This window comes from Novosphingobium sp. BL-S-32 (assembly GCF_056857055.1).
On sequence record NZ_CM166476.1, the window covers coordinates 2,707,850 to 2,732,597 of the forward strand.

Consider the following 24,748-nt stretch of genomic DNA (forward strand, 5'->3'; position numbering starts at 1 on the left):
TATTGAATGAACGCCGAAATCACTCTTTTGTTCCTGTAATTTCGACGTGAATTGCATCTTTGTAACAAAACAGGGCGCACTCCCGAAGGAGCGCGCCCAGAGTAATCCCGTCCGATTCTATATGGGGATGGGCGGACGGTCAGTTCCGTTCAGCCGCGCGCGAATTTAGCCGCGTCCAAGGGCCAATTTGAGCAGGCCGATTTGCTTTTTGTAGATGTTGGTCATGGCCGTGTAGTCCGCCTGGACCTGGCCAAGCGTCAGCAATTGGTCTTCCAGCGTGACATTGTTGCCGTCCGGCTTGGTCTCGCTGGTCTCGCTGTCGACCACGATGCGCCCGCCGCCTTGCGGGGGCCGCGCCCCCAGCGCCGACATCGAGGCGGACAATTCTATATGCGGGCGCGAGACATGCGGCGCCCCGGTGGCTTCTCCATATTGCGCGACCAGCGACGAGAAGTCGGGCGCGGTTACGGTGCGGGCCTTGTATCCGGGGGTCTCGCTGTTGGCGATGTTCTCGGAGATGACGCGCTGGTGCTCGGCCATCGCCTTCATCGAGGCGGCCATGCCATCCAGCAGAGGGGGAAGCGAAGACATCGAATATTCCTCGAAAAGAGCTGGAGAATCAGGAACTGGTGAGGCGCGTCAGGGCGGCCTGATAGTTGGCGAGCTGTTTCTGCTGATAGGCCGATCCGCTGCCGGTGGAGAGCGTGCCGTTGACCAGCGACGCCTTGCCCGAGTCCCAGTAAAGCGAGCGATAGGCGGTCTGGATCATCGAAAGCGCCGACTTGACCTTGGTCAGCGCGACGGAAGCGGCCTTGGAGTCGGTCAGGCTCAGCGCGCTGGTGAGCGCGAGGCTGTATGCGCCGCCCGGCGTCACTTTGGCATCTGTCGCGGTCTTGACCTTGGGCGTGCTCAGCTTGACCGGCGAAAGCCCGAGCTTGGCCAGCGCGTCCTTGCCGTCGCCCCCGGCGCCCAGCACCAGCGTGTGCCCGGCGGCGACGGTGATCTTCAGCGTCGTCTGGCCATCGACCAGCGAGGTCGTGACCGTGGCGTTGGTGCCGGTGATCTTCTTGATCTTGGCGGCCAGCGTGGTCATCGTCTCGTTTTCGTCGATCGTGATTTTGCGGGCGTCGCCGCCGTCGACCATGACCGAGAACTCGTCGCCCGCGCGCAGGCTGGTCTCCGAGACCAGCGTTGCCGAAGTCGTCGGGTTCAGCGTTCCGCTGTGCAGGCCGAGCGCGCCGAGGGCGTTGTCGCCGCCCGCCAGCGTGGTGATGCGCACCGGCTCCACGGTCGAGGCGACGAGGCCCCATTGCGAGACCGTCTGCACCGCGCCGGTGTCTCCATCGACGCGGGCGATGAAGCCGTCCACCGTGCCGGCCTTGGTCCCGCTCAGCGTACCGACCGTGCGGCCGCCGACATAGAGCGTGCCGTTGAGCCAGGTGACGCTATCGGCCTGATCGTCGTCCGAGGTGCCGATATAGGTCGTGCTGGCGGAAGTCAGACCGGAATCGATGCGGGTGACGAAAGCATCGCGCGATCCGCTGATCGTATTGACCTGATCGCCACCTACCGGGGTGCTGGCGGCACCTACCACCGCGATCTCGCCGGTATCGGACACCGAAATCGCGCGCGCCTCGACATTGCCGAGCGTGACCGAGTTGAGGTCGTTCGACAGCGAGCTTGCATCGATCTGGCGCAGCTTGGCAACGCCGTCCTCGTTGGTCAGCGCCAGCAGGTTGCCCGAGCCGTCGATGGCGAGCGAGTTGACCATGTCGTTGCCGCCGCTGTCGATCGTGCGGCGCTCGACGAACTTGCCGGTGGAATCGAGCTTGACGATGACGGCATCGCCGCCGCCGGTCGATGCGCGGCCGGCGATGTAGATGCTGCCGTCATTGCCGACCGTCACCGCATTGGCGCTTTCGGTGCCGGTTTGGCGGATCGCGGTGGTCGAAAGTTCGTTGCCGGTATTGCTGAAGCGCGCCACCAGCAGGTCGGTCTGGCTTGGATCGCTGTTGTTGAAATCGCCGCTGACCGAGCCGGCCACGACGATGTCGCCGTTGGGCGCGATCGTGACGGCCGAGCCCGAGGCCGAGCCGGCAGCGCCCAGATTGCGTTGCCACACCACCTGACCTTCGGAATCGATCTTGGTGAGGAACATGTCGTTCGAACCGTCGGTGACCTGGCTGCCAAGGTCGCCATTGGTAGTGCCGACGACGTAGCTGAAGCCATCGGCGTCGGTCACCATCCCGCGCGCCGAGGTGGCGGCATCAACCGTGTAGTCGGGGGTGGCGGTGCTGCCGGACGAACTGCTGGACGTGGTGGTCGTCGTGCTGGCGGCCGCGGCGGTCTGGGCCTGCGCGGTGGCGGCGGCGTCGACGGCGTTGATCGAGCCGAGGCGCTCCCAGCTCAGCGAGCCGTCGATGTCTCCGAAGCGGTAGACGCTGGCGTCGGTGGTCGAATCCTTGCGGGTCTCGCCGCTGGCGACCATGATCGAATCGCCGGCGCCGACTTGTTCGAGCGAGACCTTCTCAATGCCCGACGGGTTGAAGACGAGGCCCCACTTTTCGGAGTCGCTGTCGTACTTGACGGTGAAGTTGGACTGCCACTCGCTGACGGGCTTGCCGTCCGCGTCGAGCACCGGATCGCCATTGGCGTCGAGCTGCGGCTGGGCGCCGATCGCGGCATTGAGCGCGGCGGCCACCGAATCGAGCGTCGGCGGCTGGGTGGACTGCGACAGGTCGACATTGACCGTCTGGGTGGTCGCACCCTTGGTCATGGTGACCTGGAAGATCTCGTTGCCGGTCAGGCCGGCGATCGCATCGCCTTCCTTGGTGGAAATGGGATTGCCGGCGACCGCGCCGGTGACATCGGGCTTGTCCACCGCGATCGTCTTGGCCTGGCTGGCCGAAGTGCCGAAGTTGAGCGTCAGCAGATCGGTATCGGCCGAGCCGATATAGCTCTGAAGGTCGCTGAGGCCCTTGGCGAAAGTCTTTTCGAGCGAGGCGCGTTGAGCGGCCGAGGTGCTGGTGCTGGCGGCGCTTTCGGCCAGCGTTTGCAACCGGTCCAGCGCCTTGTAGATCGTGAAGGTGGCCTTGACGTCGGGCAGGTTGTCCAGCGTGCTGTCACGGTCGTAGGTCTTTTCGTCCACGATCGACAGCAACTTCTGGATCGCGGTGACTTGCGCGCTGGTGGAGGTGGAGGCGCTGGGATCGTCCAACTTCCACGGTGGGGTCGTCGCCGCCATCGTGAAGGCCGCCTTGGCCTTGGTCACCGCCGGGGTATCCGTCGAACTGGTTGACGAGAGGGCGCTCGAATAGGCGCTGGTTCCGCCCAGGATCGAAAGACCGATCAGCGCATTGTTGGTGTTTATCGTCAAAACTGCCTCCCGGGCTTCGCACCCGCCCACTATCATCCTATAAGATAGACGGTTGCATTCGCCGACAGGTCGGTATTGCGGACTTTTTTGGGGATGAAAGACGTGACGATGATGGCCGCCATCGGCGAACCACCCGAGCTGAAGAAGTATTCGGGAATTCAACGCGCTGCCGCGTTGATGCTGTCGCTTGGGCACGAGCAGGGCGGTCCGATCTGGGAACAGCTGACGACCGAGGAAATAAAGGAGCTTTCGGCAACTATCGCCCAGCTCGGCCGCGTGCCTTCGGTGGTGGTCGAGCACCTGCTGGTGCAGTTCTCCGGCGAAGTTTCCAGCATGGCCTCGCTCCACGGCTCGTTCGAGAGCACGGAGCGGCTGCTGGAGGGAATTCTCCCGGTCGACAAGGTCAAGGAGATCATGGAGGATATCCGCGGTCCGTCCGGCCGCACGATGTGGGACAAGCTGTCCAACGTCAGCGAAGCCGTGCTCGCGGGGTACCTCAAGAACGAATATCCGCAGACCGTGGCGGTGATCCTGCACAAGCTGCGCCCCGATCACGCCGCGCGCGTGCTGGCCGAACTGCCGCGCGATTTCGCCACCGATGTGGTCATGCGCATGCTGCGGATGGACACGGTGCAGAAGGACGTGCTGGTCCAGGTGGAGCAGACGCTGAAGAGCGAGTTCATGACCAATCTCTCGCGCGCGCAGCGCCGCGATCCCCACGAGATGATGGCAGAGCTGTTCAACGCGCTCGACCGTTCGACCGAAGAGGCCATGTTGGGCGAGCTGGACGAAAAGGCACCGGAATCGGCCGAACGCATCCGCGCGCTGATGTTCACGTTCGAGGATCTGGCCAACCTGTTGCCCGGCGCGATCCAGACGATCGTGCGCAATTGCAACAAGCGCGAGCTGGCGCTGGCGCTCAAGGGCGCGCCGGACGACATGAAGAAGGTGTTCTTCAACGCCATGACCGAACGTGCCGCCAAGCTGATGCGCGACGACATGGCCGCGATGGGCCCCGTGCGCGCGCGCGAATGCGAAGAAGCGCAGACCGCGCTGGTGCGTCTGGCCAAGTCGCTTGGAGATCGCGGCGAAATCATGCTTGTCGATCCCAAGAGCGATGATGCGATGATTTACTGAGACTTAGCAGTTCGTTAACGATAAGTGAGGGCGGATTCGCGCCAATGGAGATGGCCATGAGCATTCAGCCCTTCGGCTTCGACAGGGTCTTCCGCTTTTCCTCGGCGGAGGCTGAGGAAAAGGAAGGCGGCGAAGCGCTGCACGAGGAACTGGCGGCAATGGAGGCGCGCATCGAACGGATGCGTGAAGATCACGCCGCCGAACTCGCCCGCGCGCGCGCCGACGGTTTCGAGGCCGGGCTGGCGCAGGCGCGCCACGAACGCGATGCCGCGCTGCTTGCCGCGACCGATGCGCTCCATGCCGGGCTTGACGACGTGGCCCGCCGTTTCGACGAAGTGACCGATCTGGTCGCGCGCGAGGCGGCCTCGGTCGCGTTGCTCGCTGCCGAGATGCTGGCCGGCCACGCCGTTTCGCTGGAACCCGCGCGCGCCATTGACGAGGCACTGTCCCGCGCGCTCGAACAAGTCGCGCGCAGCACCCAGATCACCGTCCGCGTCCATCCCTCGATGCGCGAACTGGTCGAACATGTCGTGGCCGCGCGTCAGGCGGCAGAGCGCCGGACGCTTCAGGTGCTGGTGGTCGAAGATCCGGCAGTCTCGCCCGCCGATGCCCGCATTGGCTGGGTCGAGGGCGGTCTTGGCGTCGATGCCGGTGCGCGCCGCGCGGCGGTGCTGGCCGAACTGGCCGGTCTGCTTGGCCCGGGGCGCGATGCGCCGGTGCTGGCTGCGGTGGAAACCCGGACCGAAGTAGCAGAAGTGTCGGAAATGGCGGAAGATGTCGGTTCCGAAGCTGCCGAACACGCCTTTGAAGCCGCCCGGCCGGACACCGATCATGGGCAGATTTCGGGGCTCGACGCCGCCGCGTAAACTTTTCCGGCGACCGGCAAGAGTTGCCTAGTCTCTTATCCTATAATGAGCGTGAGCGAAGCCAGGGGGGCCTCGCCGGGATTAAGAGGCGATCTTGAACGCGTTGCGCAACTTTATCGAGCAGATAGGCCTGCGCCGGGCCCTGCTGATGGGGGGCGTGGCCCTCGCAATGCTCGGGGGGCTCGCCTGGATGGCGCTGCGCACGCCCGCGAGCGAGATGGGCTACCTCTACTCCGATCTCGATCCCGCCGCTGCCCAGTCGATCACCGAAAAGCTGAAGGCGCAGAACGTGCCCTTCCAGCTTTCGGCCGATGGCAGCGCGGTCATGGCCCCGGTGGACAAGCTGGCCGAGCTGCGCATGTCGCTGGCCGGTGAACAGCTTGGCGGCAAGATCGGTTACGAAGTGCTCGATTCCGAGGAGCCTTTCGGGGTTTCCTCCTCGCGCGCGAAGCTCAACGAAACCCGCGCGATCGAAGGCGAACTTGCCCGCTCGATCGAGACGGTGGAGAAAGTGAGCAAGGCCCGCGTCCACATCGTCATGCCCGAGCGCGCGATGTTCGAGACCGAACCGCGCAAGGCCAGCGCCGCCGTGACCGTGAAGACGATGGGTCGCCTGCCGAACGAGACGGTGCAGGCTATCCGTTATCTCGTGTCGTCATCGGTGCCCGATCTCACGCCCGATGCGGTGTCGATCGTCGATCAGACCGGTGCGCTGCTGGCGCGCGCGGGCGATGCCGGGGCCGGTGGCTCGGGCGATCTCGAAGAGCGGCAGTCGGCCATCGAGGGGCGCCTGCGCGACGAGATCGAGGCGATGCTTGCGCCGATCGTCGGCCAGGGCAAGGTGCGCGCCGAAGTCGCCGCCGTGCTGGAACGCGATCAGGTCCGCGAGGAATCGGAATCCTACGATCCCGACAAGCAGGTCGTCGCGCATCAGGTCACGGTCGAATCGAACGACCAGAACGACGAGAACGGCGCCGGCGCACAGGGCGCCTCCGTGAGTACGCAGCTTCCCGACAACCAGGCCAATATTTCCGGCAGTGGCGGAAGCAACCGCCGCGCCGCCCGCAACGAGACCTCGGAAGACACTACTTACCAGAACAGCCGCACCCAGAAGGTGGCGGTGCGCAATCCCGGCCAGCTCAGCCGCCTGACCGTGGCCGTGATGGTGGACGGTGGGCCGCAGGGCCTGCCCGCCCCGCAGATCCAGCGCCTTCAGCGGCTGGTCGAGAACGCGGTGGGCTTCGATGCCGCGCGCGGGGACAGCGTGGTCGTGGAGAACATGGCGTTCAACGCGCCGCAGGATGTCGACGGCGCGTCCGCCGGGCTGCCGTTCGGCCTGACCTGGGACCGGCTGTTCGATGTGTTCAAGATCGTGCTTGTCGGCGGTATCGTCCTGATCGGCCTGCGCATGCTGAAGCCCAAGCTGATGCCGCCGCCGCCACTGCTCGAAGGCGTGGTTGAACCGCGCCTGGCCGATGGCGAGATGCTGTCGCTCGGCGAACGCGCGGCCGATGGCGATCCCGATGCGCTGCGCCGCCTTGAGGAGCTGCGCGGCGAGAACGGCGAGCCGCTGCTCGATCAGGAAATCGCGCTGGCTCAGGTCGATGGCCGCATCAAGCTCTCCGCCTTGCGCCGTATCGGTGATGCCATCTCCTCCAGTCCCGCCGAATCCGCTTCGGTGATCCGCCAATGGATGAACAGTTGAAAGGCCCCCGCATGAGCGACGACCTCGAACCCCGCCAGCTCGCCCCGGCGTTCCTGAACGACGACGATGCGCCTGCCGGCGATTTCACCGAAGCCCGCCCCTGGACCCCGCGTCCCGAGACGCCGCCGACGCCCGACGATCTTCAGGCCGTGTTCGACGTGCCGGTGAAAGTGCAGGCCGTGCTCGGACGCTCGCGGATGGACATCGGCGATCTCCTGCGGCTCAAGCCCGGCATGGTGGTCGAACTCGACCGCCGCGTGGGTGAGCCGGTGGACATCTTCGTCAACAACCGCCTGATCGCGCGCGGCGAAGTGGTGCTGATCGACAGCACGCTGGGCGTGACGCTCACCGAAATCGTGAGGCAGGACGGATGATACCGTCCGGCAAATCCGACGCGGTTGTCGATCCCGGCCCCGAACCCGGAACCGAGCCCCGAACCGAGCTGCATTCTGAAACTGCGCCCGCCGATGCCACCCGGCTCATGCTGGTCGGAGAGCTGGGCACGGCGATGGGGCTGGCGGTGGAGATGGTGCGCGGCTCGGCCGCGAGCATCGCGGTCGGTACCGCCGGCGGCGCGATCCGCGAGACCTGGCGCTGCGGCGGCGATGTCGCGGTGATCGAATTCGCGGTGGACCTGCCCGACGTGATGGCGCGCCTGCGCGGCGAAAGGCCGGGCAAGCTGGTGTTCCGCCGCGCGGTCAGCGGGCTGGTGGGCCACAGCATCGATCATGTCGAGCGCGAGCTGATCCTCCAGACGCTGGAACGCTGCGCGGGCAACCGCACCAGCGCGGCGTCGATGCTCGGCATCTCGGTGCGCACCATGCGCAACAAGCTGCGCACCTTCCTGGCCGACGGGCAAGTGCTGCCGCCGGGGCTGGTCCGCCACTAGCGGCCGCCCGCGGTGCCACTTCGGTTCCGACTCTCCTGTCCTGATGCTGCCGGGCGCCGTCCGGTCCGCTTCCAACCGCCGTCCATATATCGGGTAACGCGATGAAAGCCCTTGTCCTTCCCAGGCTAGACCAGTTGATGGCGCGATTGGGCCCCAGTCGCGATCTTGCGCTGGCGCTCGGCGTCACGGCGATCATCGCCATGCTCATCCTGCCGATGCCCGGCTGGATGCTCGACATGGGCCTTGCGCTCTCGATCACCGCCTCGGTGCTGATCCTGATGACGGCGCTGTTCATCGAGAAGCCGCTCCAGCTTTCCAGCTTCCCGACGATCCTGCTGATCGTGACGATGCTGCGGCTTGGCCTCAACCTTGCCTCCACCCGCCTGATCCTCGGCCACGGGCATGAGGGGCACCATGCGGCGGGCGGCGTGATCGCAGCCTTCGGCGAGTTCCTGATGGGCGGCGAGACCGTCATCGGCCTCACCATCTTCGCGATCCTCGTGGTCATCAACTTCGTGGTCATCACCAAGGGCGCGGGCCGCATCGCCGAAGTGGCGGCGCGCTTCAGCCTCGATGCCATGCCCGGTAAGCAGATGGCGATCGACGCCGATCTCAACGCCGGCACCATCACCGAGGCGCAAGCCCGCGAACGCCGCGCCGAGATCGAGGCCGAAAGCGGCTTCTACGGCGCCATGGACGGTGCCTCCAAGTTCGTGAAGGGCGATGCCGTCGCCGGCCTGCTGATCACCGCGATCAACATCGTCGTCGGCCTCATCATCGGCGTGGCCATCCACGGCGTGCCGTTCAGCGAAGCCTTCAAGACGTACACGATCCTCACCGTCGGCGACGGCCTTGTCAGCCAGATCCCGGCGCTGATCGTCTCGACGGCGGCGGGCCTGCTGGTTTCGAAGGGCGGCGTCACCGGCAAGACCGGCGCGGCGCTGGGCGAGCAGCTTGGCCGCTATCCCAAGGCCTTCGGCATCGTGGCCGCGCTGATGGGCACGCTGTCACTGATGCCCGGCCTGCCGTTCATCCCCTTCGCCACGCTGGCCGGGCTCTGCGGCTGGGCTGCCTGGACGATGACCAAGAAGGCCGAAGCTGAAGTCGTGCGCGAGCGGATGGAAGCCGCGCAAAACAAGCAGCGCGAGGCGGCGCAGGCGGAAGAACCGATCGCCCGCACGCTCGCCATCGACGCGCTGCGCATCGAACTCGGCTACGGACTGCTGCCGCTGATCAACGACGCCAGTGCCGAGCCGCGCCTGGACGATCAGGTCAAGGCGCTGCGCCGCCAGATGGCGATCGACTTTGGCTTCGTGCTGCCCGCCGTCCGCATTCTCGACAATATGGCGCTCCAGCCCAACGAATATATCGTCTTCGTCAAGGAGACCGAGATCGCGCGCGGCGAACTGCGCATCGGCAAGCTGCTCGTCATCAATGCAGCGGGCGGCGAGACGGGCCTGCGCGGCGAGCCGACCAAGGAGCCGGTGTTCCAGCTTCCGGCTTTATGGATCGACCGCGAGATGCGCGAGGAAGCGGGCTTCCGCGGCCTCACCGTGGTCGACTGCGGCACCATCGTGACCACCCACCTGACCGAGATCGTCAAGGACAACATCGCCGACCTGCTCTCCTATACCGAGACGCAGAAGCTGCTGAGCGAAGTCCACAAGGAAACCGAGAAGCTGATCGCGGACCTGATCCCGGCGAAGATCTCGATCTCGGGCGTGCAGCGGATCCTGCAGAACCTGCTTTCGGAAAGCGTCTCTATCCGCGACGTGCCGACGATCCTCGAAGGCATCGCGGAATCGACCGCGATGACCAACAATCTGACGCAAGTGACCGAGCATGTGCGCGCGCGTCTTGCCCGCCAGATCTCGGCCCAACAGACGTTCGACGGGACGATCCCGATCGTCACGCTGGGCGGCGAATGGGACGAGGCCTTCGGCGAGGCCATCGTCGGGCAGGGCGATGACCGCCATCTGGCCATGGCGCCCTCCAGCCTGCAAGCCTTCATCGCCGCCGTGCGCGAGACGTACGACCGCTTCGCCGCGCAGGGCGAGATCCCGTGCCTGCTCACCAGCCCCCCACTGCGGCCTTTCGTCCGCTCGATCATCGAGCGCGTGCGCCCGGCGACAGTGGTGCTCTCGCAGAACGAGATCCATCCGCGCGCGCGTCTGCGCAGCCTTGGCACGATCGGGTGAGGGGAGGGCCTTTCGACCGGAAAGGCGCAAACCGCTCTATTATAGGAAGTAGCCGGTCGACGCCGGCGCAGGGTAGCGACACATGACAGTTTCCATCAATCCCGCGTTTCCGATGGCCGCACCCGCTGCCAGCGCTGCCAGCGCGCCCCGTCCGGCCGACAACTCGGCGGGCGGCGATGATGGCAAGGCCTCTTCGTTCGGAACGATGGTCGACCACGCGACCGACGATAACGACAGCCGCCCGGCGCCTGGTCGCCCGGTAAAAAGCGACCGGCCTGCCAAGGCGGCTCAGTCCAAATCTGATTCCCCTGCAAAGTCCGGTTCCACGTCGTCCAAGGATGCGGCGTCCGGGAAGGACGATGCGACAACGCAAGCCGCCCCGGCGGAGACGGCAACCGCCGATGTCGCTGCCGATACGCTGGCGGCCGCCGAGGAAACCGTGCCCGCTATCGAGACCGTACCTGCCGAAGATGCGGGCGCGGCGCTGACGCCGGACCCCGCCGCGACATTGGGCCAGAACGGAGCGGAGGCTGCGACGCCGCTCACGGCCAAGCCGATGAACATGGCCTCGCACAAGGCCGCCGCCGGGAAGCAGGCGGCATTGGCATTGGCCGAAGCCGCTGAGCCTGCCGCCGCCGCCGATGCGGCACCTGCCGAAACCACCGGCACCGGTGATGCCAAGGCAGGCGAAACCGCAGAGCCGGGCAAGACCGATGACCGCGCCCGTTCCGCCGATGCGGACGATCAGGCCGTGCCGCTGCCGATCCTGCCGCAGGCCGGTGTACAACTGGCCGCCACGACGCCCACCTCTGCCACCACGGCGCAGGCGGCTCTGGCCGGCGCACCGCAAGCCGTAGCCGGGCGCACGGCCGACGCTTCGGAGGGCAAGGACGCCAAGGGCAAAGTCGAGGGCGGTCCCGCTGTCACGCTCGCCTCGGCAGCATCCGCGCGCGGACCCGCAAAGCAGGCGGCGTTTGGTGCCACGACCGAGGCAACCGGTACGAGCACCAGCACGGGGCACGCTGCGGGAGACGCCACCGCGACCACGCATGACGCCGGTCTGGCCGCTGCCGATCCGGCTCCGGCGAACGGCTCGACATTGTCGGCACCGGTGCTGTCGCAGACATTCGCCGCCGCCGTCAGCCGTCCGGCCGCACTGCCTTATCCTGCCGCCGCGCAGAATGCCGCGCAGTCCGCGACGGTGACCGTGCGCGAGGGACAGTTCGGCACCGACATGGGCGTGCAAATCGCCCGCGCGCTCGACAAGGGCGGCAACGATCTGCTGATCAAGCTGGACCCGCGCGACATGGGCCGCATCGATGTGCGCCTCTCGTTCGACCATCAGGGCGTCCTGCGCGCGGTCATGTCGGCGGACAGCACCACGGCCACCGACATGCTCCGCCGTGAAAGCACCGATCTCAATCGCGCGCTGGCCGATGCCGGCATCCGTGCCGACAGCCAGTCGCTGCGTTTCGATACGCGCGCCGGTGGGCAGGGCACCGGTCAGGGCAATGGCCAGAGCGGCGGTCAAGGCGGTCAGCGCTGGCAGGGCCAGCAGGCCCAAACGGATGGATTCAGCGGGGGCGACGACCCGGCCTACCGGTCGCTCAGGAGCAGCGGCCACGTCGATCTCATGGCATAGGACACCAGCAGCATGACCACGATCTCCAACACTTCGTCCTCAAGCGGCTCGTCCTCGACGACCGATCCGACTGCGGCCTCCACCACGAGCCTGCTGTCGGACTACAACCTGTTCCTCAAGCTGCTGACCACGCAGATGACCAACCAGGATCCGCTCAACCCGACCGACACCTCAGAATATACGCAGCAGCTGGTGCAGTATTCGCAGGTGGAACAGTCGATCCAGCAGAACTCGAAGCTGAGCGACATCCTCACCCAGCTCAGCTCGCAGGACATGGCGCAGGCTTCCAGCTTCATCGGCAAGGAAGCGCGCTTCGATTCCCCGGTGGCGGGTCTGGGCGACGATCCGGCGCACTGGACGTATTACGTCGATGGCACGCCCACGGCGGTCACCGCGACGATCTCCGATTCTAACGGCAAGGTCGTCCAGACGGTCACGCTCGATCCCACCGCACAGGGCACTTACGAGTGGGACGGTACCCAGGCCGACGGCACCAAGGCGGCGAACGGCGCCTATACACTGGCGGTCACCGCAACCGATGCGGCGGGCGACACGCTCGATACGACGATCAACTCGGTGGCGAAGGTCTCCGACGTGGTGACGGATGGTTCGACGATCATGCTGGGCGTCAACGGCATCCGCATGTCGGTCGACGGGCTAGTGGCAATCGCCGCGTCCGGCACCAACATCTGATGTCCGCCGGCGGCGACGGGGCTGGCGGGCCCCGTCGCCGCATTGGCGTTCAAGATGGGTGGGGCTGTTCGACAGCATATAGGCAGCGCCGTCGCGGTGCACATCTGCCAGCCCGGTTTGCGACCCTCGGGCTTCGTATCTATCAAGGCCGGCGTTGCCCAACGCCGGCCTTGATCGTGTCTGTAGCGCCGGACGTCAGCGCGATGCGGTCATCGCCACAAGGTCTGCGTCATCGTCGGCTCCCTCATTGCCGAGCGCCACGTCAAGGCGTGTGCAGCCGGGCACATGCTCGGGCAGTGCCAACACCATGAGGCAATCGGCGATCGACGGATCATCGGCAGGGCCGATCATCTCGGCGACGTCATCCTCGCAAATTCCGGGTTGAGCCAGACAGCGCAAGGCGGCTGCCTGCCAGAGCTTGCCAGGAGAATCGACTCTCAGTTTGAGAGAGAACCAGTATTCGATCTGCGACATTGCATAACAGTCGATGTTTTCCACGCGCCCCGAAGGTAAATTTTTCGTCATTATACTCTCAAGAATACATCCCGCTGTGCTTGATGTGTCCGCGCCCCTCGGACCCTGGGAGTGTTTGATCATCACGAATGACCAATGGCTTTCGTATACTACGCAACCAACTAAGGGATTTCCCTTATGGGTTTTATGAGGGGGGTGGCGGCGTTTAAAATGTATATTTTCTGGATGGTTATCCACGCATATGGGGGTTTTTCCCTATATCGTTATCGACCCGAAAATTACGCCCCGCAGACCGTTTCGGAGCGTCGCCCCTAACGACCGGGCGTGACCGATATATGACCGCTGGGCGGGAGAGCCCGGCATGGCTTCTTGTCCGGAAGGTATACACGACAAGACGCCCGCCGCGTGTGCGACGGGCGTCTTGTCATTCGCCTTGGGAAGGCCGTCCGGCGCCTGCCCGAAAGGGCGGCGCCGGATCTCGATCAGGCCGCTTGGCGGTTCGCGCGGGCCTGCGCTTCCGACCGGGTGACGATAGGGCGGAAGACAAGGTTTAGCAGCATCTGCTCGTCGCTGGCGACGGCAGGCACGACCATGAAGCCCTGCGGCCCGTCGATCCGGTAGAGGCCCGGCGAGAGTTCCTCCATGCCGTCGGTTGCCACGGTCGCGGGGGTAACGTCCTCGTCGGTCAGGGCCTTGACCGGCTGCACGCTGATTTCCTCGAACTGCACGTATTCGAACAGGCGGCCAAGGAACACGCCGATCGAGTACTGTCCCATGCCGATGGGAATTATGGCGCGGAAATAGCCGTCGGCGGTGCGGTGGGCGCCCACCGTCTGGGCCGCGGAATCGCCGCCGCCATAGACCTGGATGGGCAGTTCCAGCGCCTCGATATCGATATCGCCCTTCGCGAAATCGAGATTGAAGCGGCGGATGCCGAAGATCGACAGGTTCAGCGGCAGGCCGAACTGCTGAAGCTCGCCCGGCAGGTACATGCGCTCGGCATGGCGTGTGTAGAAGAAGCCGCGCCGGCGGATGCTCTGCTGCGCGCCTTCAAGGTCGGACATCTGGATCAGGTCGTCGACGCCGAAGTTGGCGTCGTGGCTGAACGTCTTCAGCAGTTCGACTTCCTGATCGATCGGCATCGTCACCAGCCGGCCGATCACGCCCATGGCAGCCATGCGGCGGCTTTGGGCATTGTCCGAGCGGGGCGGTTTGACGAAGGCCGAGCCGATGCCGCGCAGGAACACGAGGCAGGCCTCCTGCGCCAGTTCGCGGCATTCGCTCTGCGCCTGATCGACGTTCACGGCATCGCGGATCGCGGTGCCGTCGACCTGGTAGTCGACGGCGGAGCCGATCGACATCGTGCAGAACTGCTCGACCACGGCGATGGAACTGAACAGGGTCGACAGCACGTTGTAATCGTAGTGGCGCGTGTCGAAGTAGCCCTTCTTGTCGAGACCGGAGGGCGTGTTTTCGCGCAGCAGGAGATAGCGGCCCACGACCTCCAGCCCCATGCCTTTGCGCAGGCGCGGTTCGGCGGCATTCTGGACCGATCCGTTATAGCCAAGGTCGATCATCATGACCGCGTCGTCCTGCTCGACGCCGAGATTGCGCAAATGCTGGAACATGCGCTCGCCCAATGCGGCAGAGCGCTTCAGGATCCTGGCGATATTGACGGGCTGGAGCACGCGCGCGCCGAAGCCTTCAAGGGGCTTGCCTTGCAGTAGCTTCTCGATCTCGCGATCGTCGAAGAGCAGTTGGCGCAGACAGATCTTTGCCTTGGCGAGCGTCTTTTCGACATTGGGCGACAGCCACGGGGCCATGAATTCGCGGATCGCCGCCTCGTCGACGAAGCTGGCGGCGACGGCGATCACGCGGCTGATCGCCGGTTCGGCCACGCGGTCTGCCCAGTCGGGATAGAGCGCGCTGAAGGCGCGGGCGGGCAAGTGTCCGTCGCGCTGGAGGAACAGCAGCTTCACGCGTCGGCCGGTGGCGCGCTCCATCGCCTCGGCCTCGTCGCGGACCCACGAAGCGAAGCCGTGCATCAGCGGGCCGAGCACGTCATGGCCGAACGCGGTGGTCGGATCGCCATCGGTGCGCATCGCGATCTGCGCGCGGTGCGGCTGGTAGACCGGGACGGTTACGCGCGTGGCCGGATCGATCATGCTGGCGGCGGCGGCTTCCATGCGCAGGCGCTGCTGGGCCTGCGTATCGAACTGCGTCAGATGCATGCTCGGAATGCCGAGCAGGCGCGGCGCTTCGAGGTCGGCGATCAGGTTGTCGCCGATGTGGAGCATCTGCTGCGGCCGGATGCCGAGCGCCTTGAGCACGGGTTTGAACAGGCCGCCCGCCTTGCCGACGCCATATTCGCACGAGCAGAAGATGCGGTCGATCATGGCGGCAAGATCGGCACCGCCGACTTCGGCGATGAGATTGCGCAGGCGCGGTTCGGACAGATAGGTGTCGGACACGATCACGACCTTGAGGCCGCGCCGCTTGGCATCGAGGATCAGGTCGCGCGTCGGCCCGAAGGCGAAGCAGTGCCGCGCCTCGGCATCCAGTTCGGTCTGCACCATCGCCGCGCGCTCTTCGGCGCTGTGGCGCGGCAGCAGTTCGGCGTGGATCTCGTCGAGCGTGACTTCGAACCGGCCCTGCGTATGCGGCGCGTTCATGCGCGCGCGCGATTCGGCCTGCTGACGCGGCACCAGCGCGCCGCCGGTGAACGGCAGATCGGCGAACAGATCGTACGGAGCCTGCGTGTTGCGCCAGATCAACGTGTCGAAACAGTCGAGCGAGAGATGGGTGATCGGCAGGTCCGCCGGCAGCGCGTCCAGAAAATTGGGCAGGGCCGCGGCGCGGATGGAGTTTGTGGACATGGCATCCCTCGGGAAATGGACGGAAGGCGGATCGGGCCGGTGCGCGGCCATGCCTAAATATAGAGGGAAAGGAAGGCATCCGGGGCGCGGGAAGGGATAGGGGAAGGGATAGGGGAAGGAATTGCCGGGTCCCCTTGTCGAAACGGGCAGGAGTTATCCTATAAATACCATGATCGCGAGGCGATCCCGGATGCGATCCGAGGCCGTCCCGCCGCCCCCCACGCCGCCCCACCCAGCGCTTTAGCAAAGTGGCGGAGCAGCCCACGTCATTGGAGTGAGAAAGCCGCCATGAGCATCCACAACGCCGCTGCAATCGTTGCGCGGCTCGGACCCTGCCGCATCGCGCTCGATCTTTCGGCCCATGGTCGGCTGGCGCAGGAACTGGCGCTGCTGGGCTGCGAACTCCACACCGCGCCGGATGAGCGCACCGTGGTCGGCTTCGTCGAGTGGCCGCGCATCGGTGCGGTGGGAACTTTGGCCGAAGCCGTCGCGCCCTATCGCGGCGTGGATACGCTGGTCCTCCAGTCAGCGGGCAAGAGCCGCGACGAAGTGGAGCGCACGCTCTTCGCCGAGGGCTGGAGCCGCCATCCCGGCGGCATGAACCACGCCGAATATGCCGCGTGGAACGGCCATGCGCTGCCGCCGCTGAGCTATTATTGCCGCACGCCGGCCGTTTCGGGAGAGAGCCTGCTCGGCCGTGGCGGTGTGGAGGGGGATGCGGTGATCGCCCGTTACGCGCAGGCGGCCAATCACGTCCGGCTGGGTGACGCAGTACTGGTCGACGGTGCTTATGCGGCCGACGGCGCGCGTATCCTGGAGGCGCTGTCGCAGGCCGCGACGGTCCGGCAGGTCGCGGATGCATGTGGTGGATGCAAGGGCGAAGAGAAGGGCGCCGCCCGCGTCGATCCCACGCTGCACACTGTCGCGGACCGGTCGCTCGACATGGTGGTGGCGATGCAGCCCGCGATGCCGCGCGGCTGGGAAGCGCGGCTCGACGACTATATGCGCGTGCTCAAGGCCGACGGCCGGCTGGTCCTGGTGATCCGAAGCGCGCAGCAGCCCGGCGAAGCGCTGCCGGCGGATTGGCCTGCCCTGAACGCGGCGCTCTCCAGCCGTTTTCTGGTCGAGAGCCGCTACGAATTGACCCCGCTCACGCAGGATCCGCTGGGCGCGCGGATGATTGCGCCGGTGCCGCTGGATCAGGCATCGAACGGCCCATGGTTCTTCGTGGTCGTCTCTGCCAATCCGCTGGCGGGTGCCGACCATGCCGCTGCGTTCCGCCATCCCGCCTTCGAGGGCGTGGAGATGAAAACGGCGACGCTCGCGGACTTCGGCAATGCCTATGACAATCCCTGGCTCTATCGCTCGATGGTGCAGATGGGCGAGCGGCTCGGTAACGAGGAAACGCTGACCCGGCTGGCCGAATATGTGATCGCCAATGCACGTCCCGGCTCGGCGGATCAGGGCGCGGCGCTGACCGTCTATGGCTACCGCGTGCTGGAAACGCGCGCGGGCAGCGCGGTGGCGGCGCTGATCGAGGCCATTCGGAGCTATGTGGCGGCCGCCGGAGGCGATGCACCGCCGCATGTCGGCCGCTGGGCGATCTCGCTCTCGTTTCTTGCCGGGCGGCTCTGTGAACTTGTCGGAGACCGGGATGAGGCGCTGAACTGGTACCGGACCGCGGCCGAGGCGGACTGGCAGGCGTTCTCCCCGATTCTCGCCACCAAGGCAGTGGGCGCCGCTTTCTACGAGGCGCGGATCCATATCGCCAACGGCCACCGCGACGAGGCACGGCGCGCGCTCCAGCAGGGGGTCGACACCGCGCTGCGCGCTGCCGCCAGCCCTCACCGAGAGCACATGGGCGATCCTGCGCGGCCGCTTCATTTCTACTTCACCGAACTGGCCGAGGTGATCGACATGGGATCGCAATGCGCCAATGCTCTAAGCAAATTCCATCTGCTCGATAGCGATCCGGGGCTGTTCTGGCGTCAGGTCGATGTGCGCCGCTTCGGTCTGGCGACCTGGAATGGCGATGTGGAGCGGGAAAACCGGCAGCTTCGCTCGGCGCTCTTGCAGAAGGGCGCGTGACGGGGCAGGGCGGAGAAACATATGCTGAACAATACTATCGCCCACTTCCGGGTCATGAACGAGCCGGGTTCCGTCGGCGATGTCGAAACCCTCTGGTTCCGTAACGTGCTGGCGGCCGAACGCGATGCGCTCGGTCGCTATCTGACGGCCGATCATAGCGCCATTCCTGCCATAGTCGCGCTGATCGCGGCGCAGGAGCGGCCGATCGTGTGCCTTGGCATCGGCAAGTCCGGTCTGGTGGCGGCGAAAGTGGCGGCGACGTTCTCCAGCCTGGGTACTTCCGCCTTTTTCCTCAATGCGGCCGAGGCGGCCCATGGTGATCTGGGCGCGGTGCAGACCGAGAATGTCGTGTTGCTGTTCTCCAACAGCGGCTCGACCGAGGAGATCATGCGCATCCTGCCGATCCTCAAGGCACGCGGATGCCGGTTGATCGGCATTATCGGCCGCGCGGAATCGCCGCTGGCGCACGTGGTCGAGCATCTGATCCCGATGGATGTGCAGGGCGAGGCCGACCATATCGGCATGGCGCCCACGTCCAGCACCACGTTGCAGATGGCGATCGGCGACGCGCTCGCCGTCGCGGTCAGCCGCGCGCGCGGCTTCACGCGGGAGGATTTCCTGCGCCATCACCCGGCCGGCCTGCTCGGCCGCCACATGATCCCGATCCGCCACGTGATGCGCAAGGGCGCGGACCTGCCCACCGTCAGCCCGGACGCAAGCGTGGCGGACATGATAACGGTGATCTCCGCCGGGTGCATGGGGGCGGTCTGCGTGGTCGATCCGGCGGGCAAGCTGCTCGGCATCGTCGTCGACGGCGATGTACGCCGCGTGATCGAATCGCGCCGCGACATCTACGCCACGCGCACTGGCGAGATCATGCAGACCGAACCGGTGGTGGCCGAAGCGGGCGCGGTGATCGCCGATGTGCTGCTGCTGCTTCAGGAAGCGGGGCGGCCGCTGTCGGTGGTGCCCGTCGTGGACCACGAAGGGCGGCTCGCCGGCATGATCCAGAGCTACGACCTGCTGCGCCCCTGACGGGTCATTCGGCCGGGCTGTTGTCCAGCAGGCCCAGCAGTAAATCGGCCCGCTGTTCGACCGGGGCCTTGGGCAGGATGACGACTTTGTATCCGAGGCGGGGGTAGGCCTCCAGTAGCCGGTTGTACTCGGCTAATGCGGCGTCGATGCCGTGCCGACGCTCGCCATCCTGCCGGTAGATTTCCGGCCAGGGGGGCGTGAGGAAGACCTGCCGGTGATAACGATGCTCGCCGCCGAGCCGATCGACCAGCGGCGTGCCCCGAGTGTGTTCGAGGGCAACGGCGGCGTCGATCAGCCCGCGATCGAAGAAAACCCGGCCCGGATAATGCGCCGCGTCCCGGCGATCCTGCAATGCGAGGGCAATCGCGCGTTCGGCGAAGGCAGCCGGGTCCACCCATGGCAGCATCGATCCATCGCCTTCGCGCGCCTCGGCGACGATGCGGCGGCCCGGTTCTTCGACAATCGCATGCCCGCGCCGCGCCAGTTCGGAGAGCAGCGTTGACTTGCCGCCTCCGGAGCAGCCGGAAATCACGATGAATCTGTTCATGGGAGATACCTCCGGGCCGGAAGCGGCGGAACCGGTATCGAGGGGCTATGGTGGGAATGGTGTCCACAGTATCGCGTAAAATGCTTGAAAACAGGCTTTTACGCGATGCTCTCAGTCCATGCCGAGAGAAAGAGATGGAGGCCCGAGCCGGAATCGAACCGGCGTGCAAGGATTTGCAGTCCTCTGCGTCACCACTCCGCCATCGGGCCATCCGTGTGGAGAGAGGCGCCCCTAACAACGGATTCGGTCGGACGCAACCGGGATTCACACCTCCGGCGAATTTCATCGACAGGTTCGCGTGGGCGTGGGAACCTAGCCAGCGCTGGGTGCTTTCGCGACAGGGGTGTCTCCCGCTGGGATTTCCTGTCTTCATACCCCGTCTTACCAAGGAGCCTGGCCATGATTCTCGGAGCGGTTCTAGCCGGAGGGCAGTCGTCCCGGTTCGGCAGCGACAAGGCGCTGGCCATGCTGGACGGGCACAGTCTGCTCGCGCTGGCCGTCGATACGCTTTCGGGCTGGTGCGAATATGTCGTGGTGACAGGGCGGGAGACGGCTCCGGCGCCGACGCTGCCCGACTGGCCTGCCGCGGGCATGGGGCCGCTGGGCGGGCTGGCCGCCGCGATGCGCCATGCGCAGGATGAGGGCTATACGGAAGTGCTGACGTGCGGGGTGGATTCGGGGCCCTTGCCCGACGATCTGCCGGAACGGCTTGGCCGCGCTCCGGCCTACCTGGCCGCGCAGCCGGTGATCGGCATCTGGCCGGTTTCAGCCACGGCGACGCTGGAGGCCCTGCTGCACAGCGACGAGCCGCATGCGATGCGGCGTTTTGCCGAACGTATCGGCGCGCGGGCCATCGAACTGCCGATGGCGATCGCCAATATCAACACTCCGGAGGATCTTGCCGCGCTGAAGCGGTCAAATTGAAGGGCCTCGAATGAGCGCCCTTCAATGGGAGAGCGTTTCGGCGCTAGCGTGGAGAGGACGGTCGATGGCCGGAACGTCGACCGAAGGCGTCAGCAGGCGGTAGCCGCCATTGGCCGATGTCTCGATCACGCCCGCAAGCCCGACGAAAGCCAGCTTGCGCCGCAGGCGTGACATGTGGACGGCCACGCTGTTGGTCTCCGGAACGAAGCCCATGCGCCAGACGTCGTAGATCAATGTCTCTTTGCTAACGGTGTCATTGAGCGAATCAGCAAGGCGCCAGATCAGGGCGAACTCACGCGGGTTGAGGTTCAGCGGTTCGCCGTCTCCGAATGCCTCCCGCGCGAGCAGGTCGAGCGTGAGGCGGCCGATGCGGCGCCGACGCGGCAGGCACTGCGCGAATTGAGAGAGGCGGCTGGCGCGGGCGTCCAACTCGTTCAGTTCGATCGCCTCCGACAGCACATCGCCGAAGCCGACATGAAGCAGCGAGGCGCGTTCGCAGGCCTCGCTTACGCCCGTTACCAGCACCGTGCGCCGCTGGTCCTGTGGCAATGCGTTGAGCAAGGTCAGCCATTGCCCGGAATCGAGATGGAGTGCGTCGATCATGCCGATGCAATCGGCCGACGGCAGTTGTTCCGGCTCAAGGATCCAGCCGCACCGGCGCAGATCCAGCTCAGCCGGTATTGTTTGCTGTGCCAGCCAACGAAAACGTGGCGCATGGCAGTCGCTCTTGCCCAGATAGGTCATTCCCCCCCCTATTCCGCAAGGTCGATGGTGGTTCCGAAGCCCGCACCCTGAGCGGATGAAGGCCTCGGAACAATACCTATAATTTTACAGTACGAGTATATTGTAGGCTGAAATTCCCCAGTTTTACGTGCTTCAGCCTTTAGGTCGTTATAATTTTGTCCGGCATCACCCCGCCGGTGTGTTGACGCCCATCGACGCAAGGTATCGTTTGATGTTGCGCGCCGCCTGACGCAGCCGCTGCTCGTTTTCAACCATGGCGATGCGCACGAAACCTTCGCCGTCCTCGCCATAGCCGACGCCCGGTGCGACCGCGACTTCGGCATGGGTGAGCAATTGTTTCGAGAATTCGAGGCTGCCCATGTCCTTCAGTGCCGGCGGCAGCGGGGCCCAGGCGAACATCGAGGCCTTGGGGCTGGGAATGTCCCAACCGGCGCGGCCGAACGCTTCGACCATCACGTCGCGGCGCTTCTGGTAGAGGTTGCGGTTCTTCTCGACGATGTCCTGCGGGCCGTTCAGTGCGGCGCAGGCAGCGGCCTGAATCGGCGTGAAGGCGCCGTAGTCGAGATAGGACTTCACGCGCTTCAGCGCGGCGATCAGCTTCGGGTTGCCCACCGCGAAGCCGACGCGCCAGCCGGCCATCGAGAAGGTCTTCGACATCGAGGTGAATTCCACCGCCACGTCCTTGGCGCCCGGCACTTCGAGGATCGAGCGCGTCGGGTTGCCGTCGAAATAGAGTTCCGAATAGGCAAGGTCGGACAGGATCCAGACCTTGTTCTCCTTCGCCCAGGCGACGAGGCGCTCGTAGAATGCGAGATCCACCGTCTCGGCCGTGGGGTTCGAGGGGTAGTTGACGATCAGGATCGACGGGCGCGGCACCGTGAAGGCCATCGCGCGGTTCAGCGATTCCCAATAGCGCTCGTCCGGCGTGGTAGGAACCGAGCGGATCGTCGCGCCGGCGATGATGAAGCCGAACGTGTGGATCGGGTAGCTGGGGTTCGGCGCCAGCACCACGTCGCCCGGCGCGGTGATCGCGGTGGCGAGGCTGGCGAGGCCTTCCTTAGACCCCATCGTCATCACCACTTCGGTCTCGGGATCGAGATCGACGTTGAAGCGGCGGCCGTAGTAGTTCGCCTGGGCCTTGCGGATGCCGGGGATGCCCGATGATGCCGAATAGCCGTGCGCGTCTTCCTTGCGGGCCACTTCGCACAGCTTGTCGATCACGTGGGCGGGCGGCGGCAGGTCCGGGTTGCCCATGCCGAGGTCGATGATGTCCTTACCCGCCTGGCGGGCCGCATGACGCATCGCGTTGACTTCGGCGATAACGTAGGGCGGCAGTCGCTTGATGCGGTAGAACTCGTCTTCCATGACCTCTGAGAATCCATGATGCTTGCGGCGGAAAGTGCCGCGCCGGTCCCTGTAGGGGAATAAAGGCGCAGCGCAAATGGGGCTTGCGCAATCGTGTGTTGGGAAATCGCGGTAACGCGCAAGTTTTGTCTGGTTGGCGAGCGGCGGCCCAATCGATAGGAATGACGGGCGAGGGATTCGCTCTGGATCCCGCCCCGCACTGGAGTTCGACCGCACATGGCGACCGACGCCAACGATCTTGCCCCCGATCTGGCCGCCAACCTCATGGCCAATCTCCTGCGCGACCATGCCAGCCAGGTTACCGGCCTGTTCGGCGGGCTCGTGCCCAAGGAAGGCACGCCCGAAGCCGAAAATGCAGTGCACTGGGCGGAGATCGCCAGCCGCATGCATTCGATCTGGACGGACTTTCAGGTCGAACAGCTCGGCAAGGCGAAGGATGGCAAGGCGCACTGGTCCGATCCGGCCAAGTGGGTTGCCACGGCGGAATCGGTGGTGCGTCAGTTGCCGCTGTCCGATCCGGCGATCCAGCAGCGTCTCTGGAACGATGCGGCGGAACTTATCAATGCGGTGCTGGGCCAATACGGCCTTGGCCCGAAGGCCGAAGCACAGGAGGCGCGCGGCGCCGACGGTCCGGACCTGCCGCGATCGGACCGCCGCTTTGCCGATCCGGAATGGCGCCGCCAGCCGTTCTTCGCGGTGATTCACCAGCTCTACCTGATGCTGACCGAGCAGTTCGTCGGCATGGCCGAAAAGGCCGAAGGTCTGGAGCCCGCGCGCAAGATGCAGCTGGTGTTCGCGGCCCAGACGATTGCGGATGCGCTGAGTCCGGCGAACTTCCCGCTGACCAATCCGGTCGCGCTGGAGGCCGCCCGCAATTCGCAGGGCGAGAGCCTGATCCGCGGTTTCGAGAACATGCTCGACGACATGCGCAAGGGCCAGCTTACCCATACGCGCCCCGGTGCCTTCGTGCTCGGCGAGAATATTGCGGTGACGCCGGGCAAGGTCGTGTTCGAGACCCCGCTCTACCAGCTCATCCAATACACGCCGACCACCGACAAGGTGCTCAAGACGCCGCTGCTGATCTTCCCGCCGTGGATCAACCGGTTCTACATCCTCGACCTCAACGCCAAGAAAAGCTTCGTGCGCTGGGCGGTGGAGCAGGGCGTGACGGTGTTCATGGTCTCGTGGAAGTCGGCCGATGCGTCGATGGCTGATCTGGTGTGGGACGATTATATCGCCGCGCAGATCGAGGCGATCGACCATGTGCGCGCGCGGCTGGGCGTGCCCGCTGCCCACACCATCGGCTACTGCGTGGCCGGCACCACGCTGGCGGCGACGCTGGCCGTGCTGGCGCGCAAGGGCGAGGCTGACAAAGTCGCCAGCGCCACGTTCTTCACCGCCCAAGTCGATTTCGAGGATGCGGGCGATCTGCGCAACTTCATCGACGACCAGCAGATCGAGACGATCGGCAAGCTCTCGCCCGAAGGCTATCTCGACGGGCGCTATCTTGCCGCCACGTTCAACATCCTGCGCGGCAACGACCTGATCTGGAGCACGGTCGAGAAGAACTACCTGATGGGCGAGCAGTATCCCGCCTTCGACTTGCTCCACTGGAATGCTGACGTGACCAATCTGCCGGCAGGCTGGCATCGCAGCTATCTGCGCGATCTCTATCGGGACAACCGGATGGTTGTGGCGGATTCGCTGCAGGCCTGCGGCGTGCCGATCGACCTCCACCGCATCGCGACGCCCACGTACATTCAGGCGGGCCGCGAGGATCACATTGCGCCGCCGGAGAGCGTCTGGAAGCTGACGCACTACCTTTCCGGTCCTTCGACGTTCGTGCTGGCCGGTTCCGGCCACATCGCCGGCGTCGTCAATCCGCCCTCGGCCAACAAGTACCAGTACTGGACCAACGATGCCGGAGCGGACACGCTTGAGGCCTTCGTCGATGGTGCCGAGGTGCATCCGGGAAGCTGGTGGCCGCACTGGGCCGAGTGGCTGCGCGCGCTCGACCCGGCGGAAGTGCCCGCACGCGGAAAGCGCCGGCCGGGAGGGCGCGGCGATCAGGCGATAGAGGACGCACCAGGCCGCTACGTCACGATGCGCTGAGAGGCTGCCCGGAAAATGCCCGTCCGGGCATTTCGGCGCGGCACCGGCCGGATTTCCAGACAGGCACCGAACGCTTT

The 24,748-nt window shown here is 65.5% G+C and carries 19 protein-coding genes and 1 tRNA gene; 12 read left to right on the forward strand and 8 right to left on the reverse strand.

Going from position 1 to position 24,748, the window contains the following annotated elements; translation table 11 throughout:
- Positions 1–165 precede the first annotated feature (165 nt).
- Positions 166–591 (reverse strand): flagellar basal body protein, encoded by a 426-nt coding sequence (locus AC1VVK_RS12840; protein ID WP_482903294.1) that lies wholly within the window; start codon positions 589–591, stop codon positions 166–168.
- Positions 592–619: 28 nt separating this feature from the next.
- Complete coding sequence (locus AC1VVK_RS12845; protein ID WP_482903295.1) at positions 620–3,376, reverse strand: SBBP repeat-containing protein; 2,757 nt, start codon at positions 3,374–3,376, stop codon at positions 620–622.
- A gap of 108 nt (positions 3,377–3,484) precedes the next feature.
- Here AC1VVK_RS12845 and AC1VVK_RS12850 point away from each other — a divergent pair, with 108 nt between their 5' ends.
- The 8 genes from AC1VVK_RS12850 (at position 3,485) to AC1VVK_RS12885 (ending at position 12,506) form a co-directional block, all read left to right on the forward strand.
- Positions 3,485–4,513, forward strand: a complete 1,029-nt coding sequence (locus AC1VVK_RS12850; RefSeq protein ID WP_482905161.1) for a flagellar motor switch protein FliG — start codon at positions 3,485–3,487, stop codon at positions 4,511–4,513.
- 56 nt (positions 4,514–4,569) lie between these two features.
- Positions 4,570–5,379: a FliH/SctL family protein gene (locus tag AC1VVK_RS12855; RefSeq protein WP_482903296.1), complete on the forward strand. Its 810-nt coding sequence runs from the start codon at positions 4,570–4,572 to the stop codon at positions 5,377–5,379.
- Between the two features lie 94 nt (positions 5,380–5,473).
- Entirely contained in the window at positions 5,474–7,084 is a 1,611-nt protein-coding gene (gene fliF, locus AC1VVK_RS12860; RefSeq protein WP_482903297.1) for a flagellar basal-body MS-ring/collar protein FliF, read from the forward strand.
- 11 nt (positions 7,085–7,095) lie between these two features.
- A complete protein-coding gene (fliN, locus tag AC1VVK_RS12865) occupies positions 7,096–7,458 on the forward strand; it encodes a flagellar motor switch protein FliN (protein WP_132388772.1) in 363 nt (120 codons plus the stop codon).
- Positions 7,455–7,973, forward strand: coding sequence for a helix-turn-helix domain-containing protein (locus AC1VVK_RS12870; protein ID WP_482903298.1), 519 nt, complete (start codon positions 7,455–7,457; stop codon positions 7,971–7,973). Before fliN ends, AC1VVK_RS12870 begins: the two co-directional genes overlap by 4 nt.
- A 101-nt stretch (positions 7,974–8,074) precedes the next feature.
- Entirely contained in the window at positions 8,075–10,171 is a 2,097-nt protein-coding gene (gene flhA / locus AC1VVK_RS12875; RefSeq protein ID WP_482903299.1) for a flagellar biosynthesis protein FlhA, read from the forward strand.
- 82 nt (positions 10,172–10,253) lie between these two features.
- Positions 10,254–11,813 carry a flagellar hook-length control protein FliK gene (locus tag AC1VVK_RS12880; RefSeq protein ID WP_482903300.1) on the forward strand — a complete coding sequence of 520 codons (1,560 nt, stop codon included), beginning with the start codon at positions 10,254–10,256 and terminating at the stop codon, positions 11,811–11,813.
- 12 nt (positions 11,814–11,825) lie between these two features.
- Positions 11,826–12,506, forward strand: coding sequence for a flagellar hook assembly protein FlgD (locus AC1VVK_RS12885; RefSeq protein WP_132388780.1), 681 nt, complete (start codon positions 11,826–11,828; stop codon positions 12,504–12,506).
- 195 nt (positions 12,507–12,701) lie between these two features.
- On the opposite strand, the gene AC1VVK_RS12890 is transcribed toward AC1VVK_RS12885, so the two are convergent.
- Both AC1VVK_RS12890 and AC1VVK_RS12895 read right to left on the reverse strand, forming a co-directional pair.
- Positions 12,702–13,031: a hypothetical protein gene (locus tag AC1VVK_RS12890; protein ID WP_482903301.1), complete on the reverse strand. Its 330-nt coding sequence runs from the start codon at positions 13,029–13,031 to the stop codon at positions 12,702–12,704.
- A gap of 431 nt (positions 13,032–13,462) precedes the next feature.
- Complete coding sequence (locus tag AC1VVK_RS12895) at positions 13,463–15,856, reverse strand: HAD family hydrolase (protein WP_482903302.1); 2,394 nt, start codon at positions 15,854–15,856, stop codon at positions 13,463–13,465.
- A 288-nt stretch (positions 15,857–16,144) separates the two neighbouring features.
- On the opposite strand from AC1VVK_RS12895, the gene AC1VVK_RS12900 reads away from it, so the two are divergent.
- A complete protein-coding gene (locus AC1VVK_RS12900) occupies positions 16,145–17,944 on the forward strand; it encodes a hypothetical protein (RefSeq protein WP_482903303.1) in 1,800 nt (599 codons plus the stop codon).
- Between the two features lie 21 nt (positions 17,945–17,965).
- Positions 17,966–18,979: a KpsF/GutQ family sugar-phosphate isomerase gene (locus tag AC1VVK_RS12905; protein WP_482903304.1), complete on the forward strand. Its 1,014-nt coding sequence runs from the start codon at positions 17,966–17,968 to the stop codon at positions 18,977–18,979.
- A gap of 4 nt (positions 18,980–18,983) precedes the next feature.
- Here AC1VVK_RS12905 and AC1VVK_RS12910 read toward each other — a convergent pair whose 3' ends face one another.
- On the reverse strand, positions 18,984–19,526 hold the full coding sequence (locus tag AC1VVK_RS12910; RefSeq protein ID WP_482903305.1) for an AAA family ATPase: 543 nt from the start codon (positions 19,524–19,526) through the stop codon (positions 18,984–18,986).
- 135 nt (positions 19,527–19,661) lie between these two features.
- Positions 19,662–19,735: transfer RNA gene (locus AC1VVK_RS12915), tRNA-Cys, on the reverse strand.
- 190 nt (positions 19,736–19,925) lie between these two features.
- Here AC1VVK_RS12915 and mobA point away from each other — a divergent pair.
- Entirely contained in the window at positions 19,926–20,450 is a 525-nt protein-coding gene (mobA, locus tag AC1VVK_RS12920) for a molybdenum cofactor guanylyltransferase (RefSeq protein WP_132388788.1), read from the forward strand.
- A gap of 21 nt (positions 20,451–20,471) precedes the next feature.
- On the opposite strand, the gene AC1VVK_RS12925 is transcribed toward mobA, so the two are convergent.
- Complete coding sequence (locus tag AC1VVK_RS12925) at positions 20,472–21,194, reverse strand: winged helix-turn-helix domain-containing protein (protein ID WP_482903306.1); 723 nt, start codon at positions 21,192–21,194, stop codon at positions 20,472–20,474.
- Between the two features lie 165 nt (positions 21,195–21,359).
- Positions 21,360–22,559 carry an LL-diaminopimelate aminotransferase gene (locus AC1VVK_RS12930; RefSeq protein ID WP_132388792.1) on the reverse strand — a complete coding sequence of 400 codons (1,200 nt, stop codon included), beginning with the start codon at positions 22,557–22,559 and terminating at the stop codon, positions 21,360–21,362.
- A gap of 216 nt (positions 22,560–22,775) precedes the next feature.
- On the opposite strand from AC1VVK_RS12930, the gene AC1VVK_RS12935 reads away from it, so the two are divergent.
- Positions 22,776–24,671, forward strand: a complete 1,896-nt coding sequence (locus AC1VVK_RS12935; RefSeq protein ID WP_482903307.1) for a PHA/PHB synthase family protein — start codon at positions 22,776–22,778, stop codon at positions 24,669–24,671.
- Positions 24,672–24,748: the final 77 nt, after the last annotated feature.